A 17,299-nucleotide genomic window follows, 5' to 3' on the forward strand; every position below is an offset into this window, starting at 1 on the left:
TGAATTGTCTAAATTTAAAATACAAGCTTTCATATAATTACCTAGGCAGTTTAACGATTTCAAACCAATATTTATTAATGGCAATAACAACTTCAATTAGTGCTGAAAAAGAAACTGGCTTTACAATAAATGAATTACCTCCATCATTATACGAACGTATGATATCTTCTTCTTCTTTTGAGGTGGTCAATAAAACGACTGGGATATGACGGAGATCAGGATCAGCTTTAATTTCTTTAAGTGCTTCACGCCCGTCCATGCGAGGCATGTTTAGATCAAGTAAAATCAAATCAGGTAACGGATTTGCGTTAATGTTACTATAATTACCATGGTGATTAAGGTAATCGAGTAATTCTTGGCCGTCTTCAACAAAGCGCAATTCATTATTTAAACGAGCTTCTTTAAAGGCTTCTTTAGTTAAGAGGCGATCCTCTTCATCGTCATCAGCCATTAGAATCATTATACTCTCCATTTTGCACTTCCTTTTGTTCTTGATTTTCAATTGCTGTAAATTGTTGCGAGGGGAAACGAATTAAAAAAGTGGTACCAAAACCAGGCTCGCTAGTGGCTGTAATGGTGCCTTCGTGCCGCTCAACAATTTTACGACAAATGGCAAGCCCCATACCCGTTCCTTCATATGCAGAGCGACCATGTAAACGTTGAAATAGCCCAAAGATACGTTCAGTATATTTCATCTCAAAGCCAATACCGTTATCTTTTACTTCTATATTATAGAAATCAGTATCATTTTCATTGTGGATATTTTTAATGATTATTAATGGTTCTACTTGAGGTCTTTGAAATTTTAGGGCGTTACTGATAAGATTTTGAAAGAGCTGCCGTATTTGTAAGGGATCGGCTATAATAGTTGGTAAGTCGTGAACTTCAATATGAGCATGGTTCTCTTCAATACGCACTTCTAAATCTTCAAGGACTTCTTTAATCAATGAAGACAAGGCAACGGGTTGAAATGGACGAGCCTTAGTGGTGAGACGTGAATAATGCAGCAGTTCATTTATTAAGGTCTGCATTCGGGTACTGGCATTGATCATACGCTGCATATAATCAAGTCCCTCAGAATCTAATGCTGCTCCACAACGTGATTGCAAGCGATCACTAAAAGCACGAATCTTACGTAAAGGTTCTTGGAGATCGTGTGAGGCGATATAGGCGAATTGTTCGAGTTCCTGATTGCTTTTTTTAAGTTTTTCGGTAGTGAGAAATAGCTCTGCGGTACGTTCTTTGACTCTTTGTTCAAGTTTATCATGTGCTTGAGAAAGATGAGCGTTAAGTTCATGTAATGAACGATTGCGTTCAGAAATAGTGTCGTTCATTAAAATTATCGCATTACTTAATTCGGTTAATTCTGGTGGACTATTTTTTAACTTAATTGAAATATTAGCAGCACCACTACTTATTGATCGGACACAATTAAGCAATTTGGCAATAGGTATTAATACCACATTGCGTAGACTTATAGTGCCAATAATAATGGTAATAGTTAAAAGTAAAATTACAAAAGAAACCGAAACTAATAAATTTTGCAGCAGGTGAGATCTTAATAACTGTTTACTTTGTTCGATCTGAACTTCGAGATTTTTTCGTGATAAAATATAGCGAATAGTGCCCCAAAATTTATCTTCGGTAATGATTTTAGCGTCTACTTCTAATAAAGATAAGCCGTTAAGGTATCCTTCGTGAATATGAATATTATTATTGATTTTAATTGTTTGTGCCGGCTTATGGTTATCATCAAGTAAGTGCGTGTAGGTATTAATAAAATTGTTATCATTATTAGTACGAGTATCGACAAGAATTTTGCCGCTTTGATCATAAACCATACCATATAAAATTTCATCATCGTGTTTTACGGTGGTGTTAAGAATTTCAATAAGAAAGAAATAATCATGTAAAGCAATAGCTCTTTGCGAAGCTAAAGCAGTAGTAAGAGCAATAGCGCTAGCTTTTTGTCTTAATCTTTTAATAATAATTTCTATTTGGGTATGTAGAGTTTGATTTGATTCAGATATTTGACGATATATCGAAAAGCTTGTGGTTAAAATTTGGCTGCAAAGTAAAATACCAACAAAAATAAGCAATAGTCGTGTATTTAATTTAAGATGTTTTAACACAACTAGTACCTTATAAAGTTCTAAAGATTACTAATTTAATGACACGCTGCATAACTATTCACCCAATAGCATCAGCTAACACTAGCTAATCTATTCATAGTAAACGGATCATTTAAGCTTAATGCAAAGGGGAACGGGAAGCACGAAGTGTGTTTTATTTATTTCATGCTTAAGAAGGTTAAAAACCTCGTCTTAAAGGAGAGGGAGACTCAGTGCGACAAAAAAAGTTGATTAGCTGACAATAAATACTCAATAGATACTTGAATCTAGCGAGCATGTAGTTCTTGCAAGCTTTTCACTTCAATTTCATCGGCCATGGATTCAATTGCTAAAGTGGCAGCTGCGGCGCCAGCAAGTGTAGTAATACATGGAACATTATGTTGTACAGCTGCGGTACGAATAGCCCAACCATCTTGAAATGAAGAAACCCCAAGAGGTGTATTAATAATTAATGAAATCTGAGCACTCTTAATAGCATCGACGCAGTTTGGTCGGCCTTCACTTACTTTTAATATTTCACGCACTTCAATCTCATGCTCGCGTAGCACTTTTGCAGTACCGCGTGTTGCTACTAATTCAAAGCCAACTGCGGATAAGCGTTTGGCAATCCCGACAACATTTTTATGGTCACGTTCATTTACCGTAATAAAGGCAGTGCCTTTACGTGGTAGACGAGTATTAGCGCCCAATTGTGCTTTATAATATGCATGGCCAATATCATTGGCTATTCCCATAACTTCGCCGGTAGAGCGCATTTCAGGGGTTAGCTTGGGATCAAAACCAGGAAATTTGATAAACGGAAACACCGGGGTTTTGACACAAACTCGTGGTACTTCAAGATCACGAGTTATTCCAAGATCTTTAAGTTTTTCACCCATCATCAAATGAGTAGCAATTTTGGCGCAAGGTATACCCGTTGCTTTTGAAACAAATGGTACTGTACGTGAAGCACGTGGATTAACTTCAATGATAAATAATTTGTCATTAATATCGATAGCATATTGCACATTCATTAAACCAACGATCCCGAGTGCTTTGGCTAAGATGCGGGTGGTTGATTTAATTTCATCGATTAATTCTTTTGAGATTTGATAAGGAGGCAAGACACATGAAGAATCACCTGAATGCACACCAGCTTGTTCAATATGCTGCATAATGCCAGCGACGATGCAATCTTCACCATCACATAAGGCATCAACGTCAACTTCAATGGCATCGTCAATAAACTTATCAATAAGAATCGAGCCTTCAGGAGCGGCATGTAAAGCTTCTTCAACGAATTTAGCTAAATCTTCGCGATTATCTACGATGGCCATAGCGCGGCCACCAAGAACAAAAGAAGGACGTACTAATAAAGAATAACCAAGTTTATCAGCAATAACGTGAGCTTCTTCGGCACTTTTAGCAAAACCATGAGCAGGGTAGCGTAAACCAAGTTCGCGTAGTAATTTGCTAAATCGTTCTCGATCAGAAGCTAGGTGCACAGCATCAGCAGGCGTACCAAGTACTTTTACGCCCTCATTGGCAAGCGCCTGAGTCATATTGATGGGTGTTTGCCCACCAAATTGTACGATGACGCCTTCAGGTTTTTCACAAGCTACTACTTCAAGCACATCTTCAAGAGTAAGAGGTTCAAAGTAAAGACGATCACTGGTATCGTAGTCAGTCGAAACAGTCTCGGGGTTTGAATTAATCATTATGCTGGTAATGCCCATATCGCGTAGGGCTAACGAGGCATGACAGCAGCAATAATCAAATTCAATGCCTTGGCCGATACGGTTTGGTCCACTACCCAAAATTACAACTCTGCGATTTTTTGTGGGGCTGGATTCGTTTTCTTCTTCGTAAGTTGAATACATATATGGGGTATATGATTCAAACTCTGCGGCACAAGTATCAACTAACTTGTATACCGGTCGCATATTTTCACGATAACGACGTTGGCGTACTTCAGCAATGCTAGCGTTGCATAAATGGGCAACACGGCGATCTGAAAAGCCATACTCTTTAGCATTACGAAGTGTATCGCTTGATATACTTGCAAGTGGTTTGCCTCGCATTTTTTGTTGCAAGAGTGAACATTGTTCAAGCTGATCAAGAAACCACTTATCAATACGAGTTAAGCGATGTAATTCATCGATACCAAAACCAGCCTCTAAAGCTGACATCAGTAAACGTACACGATATTCATTTGGTTGCTTAAATGAGCGTGCAAATTCGTGCAAGGTAAGACGAGGTGGTTCCCAAGCGCGTACACTTTCTAGTGAACGTAATGCTTTAAATAGTGACTCTTTAAAAGTGCGGCCGATAGCCATTACTTCACCGACCGACTTCATTTGGGTGCCGAGGGTGATATCAACCCCAGGGAATTTCTCAAAAGCAAATTTAGGTATTTTGGTAACTACATAATCTATTGAAGGCTCGAAAGCTGCAGGAGTTTTTTGGGTGATATCGTTAGATATTTCATCAAGTGAATAACCAATGGCTAATTTAGCGGCGATTTTGGCAATTGGAAATCCGGTTGCTTTTGAAGCCAAAGCGGATGAACGGGAAACACGCGGATTCATTTCGATTACTGCAAGTCGCCCGGTTTCAGGATGTACTGCGAATTGAACGTTTGAACCACCAGTATCAACTTTAACTTTACGCATAATTGCAGCGGCAGCATCACGCATACGTTGATATTCGCGATCAGTAAGCGTTTGTGCAGGGGCGACAGTGAGTGAGTCACCGGTATGCACACCCATAGGATCGAAATTTTCGATTGAACAGATGACTACGAAGTTATCGTTGCGATCACGCATAACTTCAAGTTCAAATTCTTTCCAACCAAGCAGCGATTCTTCAATTAAAACTTGATGAACCGGTGATAAATCAAGACCATGGCGTACAATACGTTCACACTCCTCAGCGTTATAAGCAATACCACCACCAGAGCCGCCAAGCGTAAATGAAGGTCTAATTACTACAGGATAGCCTATATCTTCTGAAAATTTTAAGGCGTCAGTGGTGGAATTAACTAATTCACTAACCGGCACATCAAGGCCGATTTCAACCATAGCATCACGAAATAGCTGGCGGTCTTCTGCGATACGAATAGATTCAGAGCTAGCACCAATAAGTTCGACTTTATATTTTTCTAAAGTACCGTCTTCAACGAGTTCAAGGGCTAGATTAAGTGCGGTTTGCCCACCGACGGTAGGCAAAATTGCATCAGGTTGTTCGCGTGCAATGATGGCTTCTAAATATTCAGCCGAGAGCGGTTCGATATAGGTACGATCTGCAAGTTCAGGATCAGTCATAATGGTAGCTGGATTAGAATTAACCAGTACCACTTCAAATCCTTCACTTTTTAATGCTTTAACCGCTTGAGTACCAGAATAGTCAAATTCACAGGCTTGGCCGATGACGATAGGGCCCGAGCCCAAAACCATAATACGCTTTAGGTCAGTACGCTTAGGCATTTTGCCTCTTCTTGGCTTTGGCCATAAGTTTTTAGTTTGTTAATCGAATACTTCGGGGCGCATCACTAGCGCAAGTTAGCCTCTTAGCCTAGATCGTTTTGTCATCAAACCGATAAAAAGAGTGTCTTTAATAAAATATTGCTTAAATTTGGATGTTAGTTGCAAGTTATGCAACTTTAATGCTCTTAAAAAACAGATAACCGGCCTGCAGTAATGCTACAGACCGGTTCCGTTTTAACTTCATAAACTACAGTTTTGCCAAAATACGTTTTTTTTATATTACTTGCATTCTTCAGGAGCACCATCGGGGAGAGCTGCAAGGCTTTGAGCCATTGCGCTAACGGCTTGCTTGCAAGCATCTTCGCCACCAGGAGCTTCTTTAAGTTGAGGAATGTTGGCACAAGCTTGAGTCAAAGCTGACATATTAGGCAGCTTTGAAACCGCATCACAGCATTTTTGATACTTGTCACAAGCGCCACTGCTACCTTCACCCTCAGCTGCAGGAGCTGCTTCATCTTTAGCCGCAGCCGCAGCTTCATCGGTGGCCGCAGCGCTGTCTGCTTTTTTCTCGCAACCAGCGAGTGCCAAACCAGCAATCAAAACTGCTAAAGCCATCTTAATTTGCATGAAAAGCCTCCGTGCCGGATCAGCCGGCGAAAACAGATGGCCTTCTTCAACCACGAAAATTCGTTTGAATCAACACTTTGGTAGGTTTGCAGTGAAATTTGTTATTTTATTTAATGAGTAATTGTACAAATTCTTGTTCGTTGATGATCTTAACCCCTAAATCTCGTGCTTTTGCTAACTTACTACCAGCATCGCTACCGCATATCACTAAGTCAGTTTTTTTAGAAACTGAACCAGTAACTTTACCACCACGGCGTTCAATTTCAGCTTTTGCCTCATCGCGACTCATATTGGTGAGCGAACCGGTTAATACTACACTTTTGCCAATAAATATGCCTAGTTGTGGAATTTGCTCATCTTTAAATGAAAGTCCAACCGCTAAAAGTCGCATCACAACTTTTTGGTTGCTTGGTTCAGTGGTCCATAAAGTAATTTGTCGTGCACTTTCAGGACCAATGTCGCGTATGTTTAATAACGCATTTTCATCAGCAGCCATAAAGTTAGCAATAGACTTAAAATGCTGTGCTAAAGAACCAGCTGTCGCATCACCAACTTGGGGGATACCAAGCGCATAAAGTAAGCGTCGTAGAGTGGTACTTTTTGAGTTAGCTAGCGCAGTTAAAATATTTTGAGCGCTTTTTTCACCCATTCGTTCAAGTTCACATAAAGATTTAAAATCTATCGCGTAGAGATCGGCAAAATCGTTAACTAATTTATTTTGTACTAATTGTGCTAATAATTTTTCACCAAGACCATCAATATCCATGGCGCGTCTTGATGCAAAATGGGCAAGGCGACCTATTAGTTGGGCTGAGCATGATGCGCCCATACAACGATATACTTTTTCACCTACGGGTCTAATTACACGGGCACCACAAATGGGGCATTGTGTTGGAAAAATAAATTCTTTTTCCGCACCGCTGCGTTTTTCTTTTATAACTTTAACGACTTCTGGGATGACCTCACCAGCACGACGAATAAAAACCATATCGCCGATGCGCACGTCTTTACGACGCATTTCATCTTCATTATGCAAAGTAGCGCGTGAAACTACCGCCCCAGAAAGATTCACTGGTTCAACTTCAACCACAGGAGTCAAAATACCTGTACGTCCAACTGAAGCCCAAATAGATTTTACGCGCGTAGCCTCTTCTTGTGGCGGGTACTTATACGCTACAGCCCAGCGTGGCGATTTAGAAGCTGCACCTAAACGTACTCGCCAATCGAGATTATTAATTTTAATTACAACGCCGTCGGTATCATAAGGCAAGTTAAAACGTCGTTGTGCCATCGTATCACGATAATATTTAACCTCAGCAATATTGTGACAAAGCTTATTTTCTTCGTTGGCGGCAAATCCCCAAGAAGCAATAAGGGCAAGTTTATCCCAATGAGAGTCAGCTATGGCGCTATCAGATGAGAGAGCATCATAAGCAATAAAGGATAGCGGACGTGTCGCAGTAATTCGCCAATCAAGTTGTCTTAGCGAACCTGCTGCTGCATTACGTGGATTAGCAAAAGGTTCTTGATTAGATCTTAGCATATGAGCATTAAGCGCGGCAAAATGCTGTTTTTGGATAAGTACTTCACCTCGTACTTCAAGATTATATGGGTACTTTCCTTGCAGTTTTTTAGGCACACCAGCGTTGGCCCCGAGCGAGCCGATAGTTAGTAAATTTTTAGTAATATCTTCGCCAGTATTACCATCACCTCGCGTTGATCCATGAACAAAGACACCATTTTCGTAAACTAATTCAACAGCAAGGCCATCGAGTTTGGGTTCGCAGATATATTCTATTGAAATACTGCTATCGAGATCTATTAAACGCCGAATCCGTGCATCGAAATCATCGAGTTCATTATCATTTTGAATATTGCTTAACGATAGCATTGGTTCGCGATGATTTATTTTTTGAAAACCATCAGATGGTTTTCCTGATACACGTTGAGTTGGTGAGTCATCGGTAATTATTTCAGGATGCGCTTGCTCTAAAGCTATAAGTTCACGCATTAAGCGGTCGTATTCGGCATCAGAGATTATTGGGGCATCAAGAACATAATACCCATGATCTGCCTGCTGTAGCTGTTGACGTAGTGTTTCTGCCTTTTTAATTACCTGATGGTCATTTACTTTAGATGTTTTCACACTTGAGCCATACTGCGACAGATACCTTTACTGCAACTATATGTTGGACCACGGTGCACTATCTTGTAGGGTATTGTCGTATATATTTTTTAGACATGATTACGAATAAACTCACTTAAAATTCCTAATTCCTAATTCCTAATTCCTAATTCTCTGTTCTTTAAATCTTCATTTTTTTAACTGGGTATTTAAAGAACAGAGAATAGGGGACGGGGAATGAAAGGCGATGATATAGCTGATAGACTGCTACTTTTGGATCTTTTTTACATACATTCTTACATCAAATTTTATGGAAAACCGCCAAAACACGGCTAAGCTAATTGTCTCTAAATGAGAGACGATAAATAGAACCCAACGTAACAGGAATAATGACTTGGCGGGTATTCTTGCTTAAAGGAGGAAACACATGACAGCTTTTGCTCAAGTAGAGCGGCGTCACACGCCGCGACAACTCGTTTTTATGGGAGCAGAATGTCGATTAGGTGGAGCAGCGTTAACGGGAGTAATTCGTGATCAAAGTAATGGAGGCGTCTTTTTTACTCCCACTCAGGATGGCGACATTATACTCAAGAAAGTGCAATTATCATTTGAACCAGAACTCGGTGATTTTGTGTTACTTACTTATGCTGATGAAAACATATTAATGCGTAAACCGGCAACAGTATGTTGGTTTGGCTATAGTCATGAGCATAGTTGTGAAGGATTGGGTCTGGCTTTTGTAGAAGATTAAATATTATGAACTAATGATACTGCGGCGTGTAATGCACCAAGCATACCATTATGTTTAATGGCAGGAGAGCCAATTTTATCATAAGCCGTGCCATGATCTGGCGAAGTACGTGGTGTTGCTAAACCTAGAGTAACATTAACTGCTTGTCCAAAAGATAACAGTTTGATCGGAATCAATGCTTGATCGTGATACAGAGATACAACACCATCAAATTCACCATTACGTGCACGATAAAATAAAGTATCAGCAGGAAAGGGGCCAGACAGATCAATCCCTAATGCACAAGCTTGTTTTACCGCAGGGGCAAGAATAAGTTTTTCTTCATTTCCCAGTAGACCAGCTTCACCAGCATGCGGATTTAAAGCTGCTAATGCCAATTTTGGCACTTTTGTGGGAACGGTATTTTTTAAAGCGTCATTTAATAATTGTGTAACTTCAACGATACGTTCTGCAGTAAGCGTAGAGATCGCTTTTTGTAATGGCAAATGGGTGGTGGCTAAGACAACCCGTAATTCTTGAGTAAAGAAAGACATAGCTGTTGGGCCGACACCTAATTCGCGGGCTAAAATTTCGGTATGGCCGCGATCGGTACTACCTGCCATAGCCAATGCCAGTTTATTAATTGGCGCAGTTACAATTGCTTCAACAGTGTGTTGCTGCGCTAGAGTAATGGCACGAGCTAATGTGCTTAGCGCAGCTTGGCCGCTCGCAGCACTTGGCATTCCACGTGCCGCAGTAAATGCAGCAATACTTTCAGCGTGAGAACGAGGGCCAAGCTTGGCGCATAGAGGTTTGACAATATTATCAGGGCCAATAATTATTAACTTTGCAGTAGTGTTTTCTTGCAAGAATTGTATTGCCGCTAACTCGACAACTTCAGGACCTATACCAGCAGGGTCACCTAAGGTCACAGCTAATCTTACTTGATTTTGCATATAGGCTATTTAAGCTTGAAAATAATAAAGTTTAAAGTCGTTCTTCAACAAAAGATTTTTTGCGAAGCTCGTTGACCCAGATTTGCATTTGTCTTTCAAATTCTTCTTGGTAAAGCTCATTTCGTATTTTGGTTAAAGTATCGCTATCTTCGCATTTAGCAGGAGAAGCCGAAATATGTTCGAGCATTTTAATAATATGAAAACCAAAAGTTGTACGCACCACTTTTGATATTTGTCCTTTTTGCAGAGCAAAAGCAACCTCTTCAAAAGGTTTGACCATTTCACCTTTTGCAAAGCACCCAAGTTTTCCATCTGGGGTTGCTTTGTCATCAGAGTATTTTAAAGCGTATGCAGAAAAATCTGCACCATTAATTAATTCTGATCGTAGACGTGTAGCGAGGTTACGTTTTTTTTCAATTTCTTGTGCACTTGTATTTTTTGGCACTGCGATAAGAATGTGAGCAGCACATACTTGCGATATACCGCTGCTTTGTTGTGAGCGTTGTTCACAGCGTTGTTTTACATCGCGATCTTGAATTTTAACTTTGCCTTGAACACGAAATTGTATAAGCCGGGCTCGTTCAATTTGATCACGTAATTTTTTACGGTATTCGCTCCAAGTTAGACCTTGTCCATAAAGAGCGGCTTGTAACTGTTCTTTGTTGAGATTGTTGGTGCGCTGTACTTCTTCAATAGCGAGGTCAATATCTTGATCGGTTACTCCGAGTTTTTCACGACTAGTTGCAAGTTCTTTGGCAACTATTTTTTCACCAATTTCGAGGTCAAGTACTTGTTTATAAAGAGATTGGCGACGTTCTTCGCGTTTTTTAGGGTCTTTAATATCATCTAGTTGCGCTAAAAAAGGTTGAACTTTTTTATCAAGGTCTCGCTGGGTAATAATTTCGTTTTCGATAATAGCAACAATACGATCAACTATAATTCTCTTTTCATTTTTCTTTTTAGTATTATTTGTTGTCGTAGAGCTAGTTAAAGTAGCTGCCAGAGAATTGCTGAATACTTGTATACTGTTAGCTGCAAAAGCAGTTTTAGCAAGTAAAGGGCAAATAGTTAGAGATAGAATAGTGCTAATAATGTAGTTATTTAACGCGCGCAAGCTGTTCCTCCGCGATGGTAATTGCGGCAGCTTTTCTTAATTCTGCAAGTTTTGCAGTTTCAGCAAGCCGCTCTTTTTCATAACGAATTTGTTTTTCGACTAATTCTTTTACGGTGGCAAGGTCACGAACTTGTTGTGGTCGTTTTTCGATAACTTTAAATATATAAAAACCAGTATCGCTAGCAATAACAGGGCTAATTTTAGTCAGTGGCAAATTAAAGCATATTTCATCAAATAGAGGTGGCATAATTCCTTTTGGTACTAATCCGAGGTCACCACCATTTTTGCTATTTGGTAATAATGAATATTTGATTGCAGCATTTTCAAAAGATAAGCCATTTTTAATCTCACGTAATACTCGAGTAGCTTCTTCTTCAGTACGTAAGACTAAATGTAAAGCACGTACTTTTTCAGGTTCAATAAAGATGTCAGGTTGTGCTTTAATGCTTTCTTCAATTTCACGATCAGTGACGGCGATTCGTGCAAAAACATTATTGTGAAAATATTTTTTAATTAGCAAATCTTCGCGCAAATAATTTTTAAATTCAGATGGCGTAAGATCTTTTTGCTTAAGATAACTATCAAATTCATTACGCTCCCAGCCAGACTGCGAGCGGGTAAAAGCAGCATCAACTTCATCAGTTCCAACAATAACATTCGTGCGTTCAGCTTCATACAGCAACAAACGTCGGTTTATAAGTTCGTCTAATAAAGTTCGCTTTTGAGTGTTTTGATCACGAGCTATGGGGGTATTAGCTGGCTCGCCTATTTGTTGGCGTAGATATTCACGACGAAATTCATCGACATATATAGGAGTTCCACGAACACGAGCTAATACCGGGCGATCACTATTGCTAGAAAAGGGTGAATTTGCACAGGCACTAAGGCATATCAATACGATACCCAAAAGTAATAGCTTTAAATTTTGTGCGCCTAGCATGACTAATCCTCTAATTTATCGTTTCTAAGTTTAGTTACAAGCTCACTAATACGATTATTGTGTATGGTAGTTGGGTAACGATTTTTGAGATCTTTTAAATATTGTTCAAATATTTGCGAACGGTTTTTAGTGAGCAAACGACTACGAATATCATCGGCAACATCTTCAATTCGATAAGCAGAAGAGGTTTTTTTAGCCATAGCAAGAACAACATGCCAACCATGTGTGCTTTGCACGGGTTTCGCAGTAATTTCTTCAACTTGAAGTTTAAAAACTTCATCAGAAAAATGAGAACCATAGTTTTGTTCTACTTCACTCTTGCTTACAAAACCAATTTCACCACCACGAGTTTTACTAGTGCGATCACGAGAATATTGCTGAGCTAACTTAGCAAGAGTACGTGTTAATTTAGAACGTTCAGCGCCTTTTAGCTTATCAATGAGACTTTGAGCTAGTGCGCGTCCTTCAGGAGTGGGATCGAGTTCCACATGAGCTAGACGAATTTTTTCAGGCTGAATATATTGGTCAATATGATTATCATAGTAATCTTTTACGGCTTTATCACTTATTTGATCACCTAAAGCTTTTAGCCCTAAATCTTGTAATAATAGTTTACGCACCATAACTTTCTGTGCAGCTTCAATAACTTCAGGGTCACGATCGAGACCTTGTTCGATAGCGGCGTTTGCTAAAAGTTCAAGACGGATTTGATCCTCAACGAAACGTTGCATGCTTTTAGTATTGGTATAGCGATTGGCTGTGGACCCTTGTTGATGCAAACGCCGTAGGATGTCTTCTGTAGTAAGAAATGATTCACCAATTTGGGCCACAATTGGGCTGTTATTTGTCGGCAAAGTGAGGCAACGTTGCACCTGTGGCGTTTTATTATTTTGGCACGCCGCGACAAAAAACAATATGGTGAGCATGATACGCATCTTAAGGCATAGCGCTAGCAGAGTGGCGGTTAGCTAGCAAGGATATGATTAACCTTGATTAATTAGGTTGCTGCAGTGCTCCTAATTCTTGACGTACTTGGCGTAAAAACAAATGTGGGGGCATATCTTCTGCTGATTTACTAACCGGCACTACAATGGCGAGGCGTCCTGAGGGTAATAAGCGATAGCGTTGTGGTTTTTGTTGGAGCATACGCGCTAAGTGAGTGCGATCTACAGGGGCATCACCTGCAAAAGCTACACCAATTTTTAGTTCACGATTTACGATATCAGCAGATAAGGCAATCGCACCTAGGTCTAATAAGCGTCGGCGAATAACCATCAATTCTGCGAGGTTATCAACTTCTTCGGGGGCTTTACCGTATAAGTCTTCAATTTCAGCACGCAAGTTGAAAATGACCTCATCGCTATGGGCAGCGGTAAGTCGCTGATAAAACGCCAGACGTTGCATAGGTTCTGGTATGTAGTTTTCAGGTAATACGGCAGGTACTGGGATTTTTATTTCGGGTTCAATAGCATCGCGATGTGGTGAACCTTTTAGGCTAGCAACGGCTTCAGCTAATAATTCTGTATAAAGTTCAAAACCAACTGCAGCGATATTGCCTGATTGCTCAGCACCTAAAAGGTCGCCGGCACCGCGCAGATCAAGGTCAAAACTGGCAATTGAAAAACCTGAACCTAATTCGCTAAATCGCTTTAGTACGGCTAAGCGCTCACCAGCCTCACGAGTGATTTTTTCGCTACGAGGTAATAAAAGCAAAGCATGCGCTCGTTCGCGGCCACGGCCAATACGACCGCGAATTTGGTATAGTTGCGCTAGACCGAAAGTGTCAGCGCGATTAACAATCATGGTGTTAGCTGATGGAATATCAATACCACTTTCAATAATTGTTGTGCAGATTAAGACATCGGTACGCCGATGGATAAACTTGACCATAACTTCTTCAAGCTCGTTAGCTGACATCTGTCCATGACCAATGCCAACTTTAGCCTCTGGCACTAAGCGTTTAATAAGGTCGGCCATAGCGTTAATTGAGCGAACCCGGTTATGCACTACAAAGATTTGACCGCCGCGATGTAGTTCGCACCGAATGGCATCGCTAATTATTTCTTCATCAAAGCGTGTAACTTCAGTGCGAATAGCGCTGCGATCTAGTGGTGGGGTTTGAATAATCGATAACTCGCGCAAGCCGGTTACCGCCATATGCAATGTACGCGGAATCGGGGTAGCGGTAAGGGTTAAGCAATGTACCTGGGCACGTAGTTGCTTGATGCGTTCTTTATGTTTAACGCCAAAACGATGCTCTTCATCGATGATTAAGACCCCTAAATTTTGCCATCCGACATCACTAGATAATAAACGATGGGTGCCGATAAGTATGTCAATTTGACCGGTTTTGGCTTTTTTAATTATTTCAGTGGTTTCTTTTGTTGAGCGAAAACGTGATAAAACTTCTATAGTTACGCCTTGGGGGCCTAATCTTTCATTAAAAGTCATGCCGTGCTGTTCGGCAAGTACAGTAGTTGGTACCATCACCGCTACTTGTTTTTTGCCGAGCACCGATAAATATGCGGCACGTACCGCGACTTCAGTTTTACCAAAGCCAACATCACCGCATACTAAGCGATCCATAGGGGTATTTTTGCAAAGATCACCTAAAACATCGTCAATAGCACGTTGTTGATCGGGAGTTTCTTCATAAGGAAAAGTTGCTTCAAAAGCGCGAAAGTGATCATCAGGGGGCGGTAGGGCAAAACCAGGCAGAGTGCGACGCTGAGCTTGCAGGCGTAGCAATTCATGCGCCATCACCAACACCGCATCTTTAACGCGCTGTTTGGCTTTTTGCCAACGAGTGCTACCCAGCTTATCAAGTTTGGCAGCTTGGGTTGGACCACGATAACGTTGCAGTAAATTAAGACGATAGACAGGCAGATAAAGCTTATCACCACCAAGATATTCAAGGTGGACATAATCACCATCAACGCCATTTAAGATTATGCGCTTTAGGCCTAAATATTTGCCAACGCCATGATCAATATGAATTACGTAGTCGCCATCACGCAAATCTTTAAGAGTATCGAGGCCTTCAGTGGGAGCACTACTTTTTTTATTAGTTTTACGAGGTAGCGCCGCCCCAAAAATTTCAACATCGGTTAAAATGGCAATACCGCGCTCACTATCGACTAAGCCTCCCATTAATGGTGCTACGGCGATGGCACGACGTGGATTTTTACGCGAAAATCCAGCTTGAGCTAACGATGGCAAGCTATTTAAAACCGGTAAATCAATTTTGCGGCCTAATAACAGCTCTCGTAAACGCTCGGCTTGACCACAAGAATGACAAGTTAGAAATACTTCGTAACGTTTTTCGTAATAGCGTTTAAGTTCAGTAACTACAGGGTCAAGTATTTCACCGCGAGAAATATCTGAGCGACGCAAAGAGAGTTCGCGTTTTAATTCATTAAAATCTTTAAACTGAGGACGAATACGTAGTTTATGGCGATCATCGGCAACCTCAACTAAACGAGCCCGAGGATGATTATTAAATAGATCTTCGACGGTATCAGGTGCAATTAAATGTTCGTTGATCTCTAAAGCAAGGTGATGGCGTTCAAGCTGTCTTTTACGTTCAAATTCGGCACGGCGATAATATTTATTGATAGTGTCTAAGACCGCATCACCATCAGCTTCGATAATAATAGTATCATCGCTAATGAGATCTTTAATTAACGGTTCGCTATTTTTATAAAACAGCGGCCACAGAGCTTCGATACCAAAAAAATAATTGCCGGTAGAAATTTCAGCGTCAAGCTCTCGCAAGCGTCGAGTTGGTACTGCTTGAGTTTCACCAAGTTCTTTAAAGCGCGCTTGCGCAAGCGCTATTGATGCCTCATTGAAAATTACTTCACGTATAGGAAAAATAGAAACCGCTTCGCAAGCTTTACCATTACGTTGTGAGCGCGGGTCATAGTAATTTAGGGCAGCAATTTCATCGCCAAAAAAATCAAAACGAACAGGTTCTTTTAAACCTGGGACAAAGATATCAATTATTCCACCACGAACCGCGAAAGTACCTTCGTCTTCACATATATTAGTGCGTTGATAGCCACAGAGTATAAGGTTTTTAATTAACAAATCGCGATCAAGGGTTTGACCGCAAATGTATATTTCACTGCTTTTACTAAAAGCCTCTTGCGGCATTACCCGCATTAGTAAAGCAGCAGCAGTGGTGACGATTATTTTTGGTTTTTCACCCGTAAGCGCACGATGTCTAACTGCAAAGCGGGTAGCAACTAAGCGAGCATCAGGTGAAACTTCTTCATATGGTACATGTTCTTCAGCTGGTACTAGCGCGGTATCATTAAGACCAAAGCTAGCCAATTCATCAATTAAGGGTTCAGCGCGTTCAAGATCACTAACAACGATAAGCAAGCTGCGATCAGCAAAATTAGAAGAAATATAATAGGCAATTGCCGATTGCGGTAATCCCTCAATCAACATTGTTTGCCCGCTAGATAGTGCTGAAATAGGTAAGGTCACGATACAACGCCAGAAGTGATTAAGTTGCGCTTTGGGGGTAGCGGTTTGCACAGGAAACGTCAATAAAAATGACAAATCAATTTACTACTGGCAAATGTATAAATAATTTGTTATTCTATAATTATAGAAGATAAGGAAGAACTCTACCATGCATTTAAACATAAAAGACAGTGAAGTACATCAACTAGCAGTTCGGCTAGCGCAAAAAACAAAAAAGAATATTACCCAAGCAGTTAAAGAGGCACTTGTGTACAAATTAAATACACTTGAGCGTGAACAAAATCGTAAGAACCTAACAGAAGACTTGTTAAATATCGGGCAGCGCTGCGCTTCTTATGCTCGTATTGATTTTCGCAGTCATGGTGATTTTCTTTATGATGAACACGGTCTACCAAAGAAATGATAGTTGATACTTCTGCAATTCTAGCAATTTTATTTGCTGAAGATGATGCACCTGCATTCGCAAATGCACTTAGTTCAAAAGGTGTTCACAAAATATCGGTGGCTAATTTTCTTGAAGCAGCTATAGTAATTGACAGTCAACTGGGTGCTAAAGCTGGCCGTCAACTTGATGCCCTAATTGCCCGTGCCGAACTTGTTATTACTACAGTAAATTTTGAACAGGTTCATGTGGCAAGACAAGCATATTTAGATTTTGGCAAAGGCAATCATGTTGCTGGCTTAAATTTTGGTGATTGTTTTGCCTATGCGCTCACA

General features: G+C 40.4%; 13 protein-coding genes. 3 read left to right on the forward strand and 10 right to left on the reverse strand.

Going from position 1 to position 17,299, the window contains the following annotated elements; translation table 11 throughout:
* Positions 1 to 37: 37 nt before the first annotated feature.
* The 5 genes from JW841_06090 to ligA form a co-directional block, all read right to left on the reverse strand.
* Positions 38 to 451, reverse strand: coding sequence for a response regulator (locus tag JW841_06090; protein ID MBN1960496.1), 414 nt, complete (start codon positions 449 to 451; stop codon positions 38 to 40).
* Positions 444 to 1,841 carry a hypothetical protein gene (locus JW841_06095; protein MBN1960497.1) on the reverse strand — a complete coding sequence of 466 codons (1,398 nt, stop codon included), beginning with the start codon at positions 1,839 to 1,841 and terminating at the stop codon, positions 444 to 446. The genes JW841_06090 and JW841_06095 overlap by 8 nt, the downstream gene beginning before the upstream one ends.
* Positions 1,842 to 2,398: 557 nt before the next feature.
* Complete coding sequence (gene carB / locus JW841_06100; GenBank protein MBN1960498.1) at positions 2,399 to 5,596, reverse strand: carbamoyl-phosphate synthase large subunit; 3,198 nt, start codon at positions 5,594 to 5,596, stop codon at positions 2,399 to 2,401.
* A gap of 279 nt (positions 5,597 to 5,875) precedes the next feature.
* Positions 5,876 to 6,223, reverse strand: coding sequence for a hypothetical protein (locus tag JW841_06105; GenBank protein ID MBN1960499.1), 348 nt, complete (start codon positions 6,221 to 6,223; stop codon positions 5,876 to 5,878).
* Positions 6,224 to 6,329: 106 nt separating this feature from the next.
* Positions 6,330 to 8,336 (reverse strand): NAD-dependent DNA ligase LigA, encoded by a 2,007-nt coding sequence (gene ligA / locus JW841_06110; GenBank protein MBN1960500.1) that lies wholly within the window; start codon positions 8,334 to 8,336, stop codon positions 6,330 to 6,332.
* Positions 8,337 to 8,775: 439 nt separating this feature from the next.
* Between ligA and JW841_06115 the strand changes: the two genes are divergently transcribed.
* Positions 8,776 to 9,099, forward strand: a complete 324-nt coding sequence (locus JW841_06115; GenBank protein ID MBN1960501.1) for a PilZ domain-containing protein — start codon at positions 8,776 to 8,778, stop codon at positions 9,097 to 9,099.
* Here JW841_06115 and pdxA read toward each other — a convergent pair.
* The 5 genes from pdxA to mfd form a co-directional block, all read right to left on the reverse strand.
* Positions 9,096 to 10,034 carry a 4-hydroxythreonine-4-phosphate dehydrogenase PdxA gene (gene pdxA / locus JW841_06120; GenBank protein MBN1960502.1) on the reverse strand — a complete coding sequence of 313 codons (939 nt, stop codon included), beginning with the start codon at positions 10,032 to 10,034 and terminating at the stop codon, positions 9,096 to 9,098. The two genes, JW841_06115 and pdxA, sit on opposite strands and share 4 nt — an antisense overlap.
* Positions 10,035 to 10,065: 31 nt before the next feature.
* A complete protein-coding gene (locus JW841_06125) occupies positions 10,066 to 11,148 on the reverse strand; it encodes a peptidylprolyl isomerase (GenBank protein ID MBN1960503.1) in 1,083 nt (360 codons plus the stop codon).
* Positions 11,132 to 12,088, reverse strand: a complete 957-nt coding sequence (locus JW841_06130; protein MBN1960504.1) for a SurA N-terminal domain-containing protein — start codon at positions 12,086 to 12,088, stop codon at positions 11,132 to 11,134. Before JW841_06130 ends, JW841_06125 begins: the two co-directional genes overlap by 17 nt.
* A 2-nt stretch (positions 12,089 to 12,090) precedes the next feature.
* Positions 12,091 to 12,960, reverse strand: coding sequence for a peptidylprolyl isomerase (locus tag JW841_06135; GenBank protein ID MBN1960505.1), 870 nt, complete (start codon positions 12,958 to 12,960; stop codon positions 12,091 to 12,093).
* A 121-nt stretch (positions 12,961 to 13,081) separates the two neighbouring features.
* On the reverse strand, positions 13,082 to 16,582 hold the full coding sequence (gene mfd / locus JW841_06140; protein ID MBN1960506.1) for a transcription-repair coupling factor: 3,501 nt from the start codon (positions 16,580 to 16,582) through the stop codon (positions 13,082 to 13,084).
* A gap of 148 nt (positions 16,583 to 16,730) precedes the next feature.
* Between mfd and JW841_06145 the strand changes: the two genes are divergently transcribed.
* Both JW841_06145 and JW841_06150 read left to right on the forward strand, forming a co-directional pair.
* On the forward strand, positions 16,731 to 16,985 hold the full coding sequence (locus JW841_06145) for a type II toxin-antitoxin system VapB family antitoxin (GenBank protein MBN1960507.1): 255 nt from the start codon (positions 16,731 to 16,733) through the stop codon (positions 16,983 to 16,985).
* On the forward strand, positions 16,982 to 17,299 hold a 318-nt coding region (locus JW841_06150), incomplete at its 3' end, for a type II toxin-antitoxin system VapC family toxin (GenBank protein ID MBN1960508.1). The genes JW841_06145 and JW841_06150, both read left to right, overlap by 4 nt.

The sequence above is a fragment of the Deltaproteobacteria bacterium genome, assembly GCA_016931625.1.
Taxonomy (GTDB): domain Bacteria; phylum Myxococcota; class XYA12-FULL-58-9; order XYA12-FULL-58-9; family JAFGEK01; genus JAFGEK01.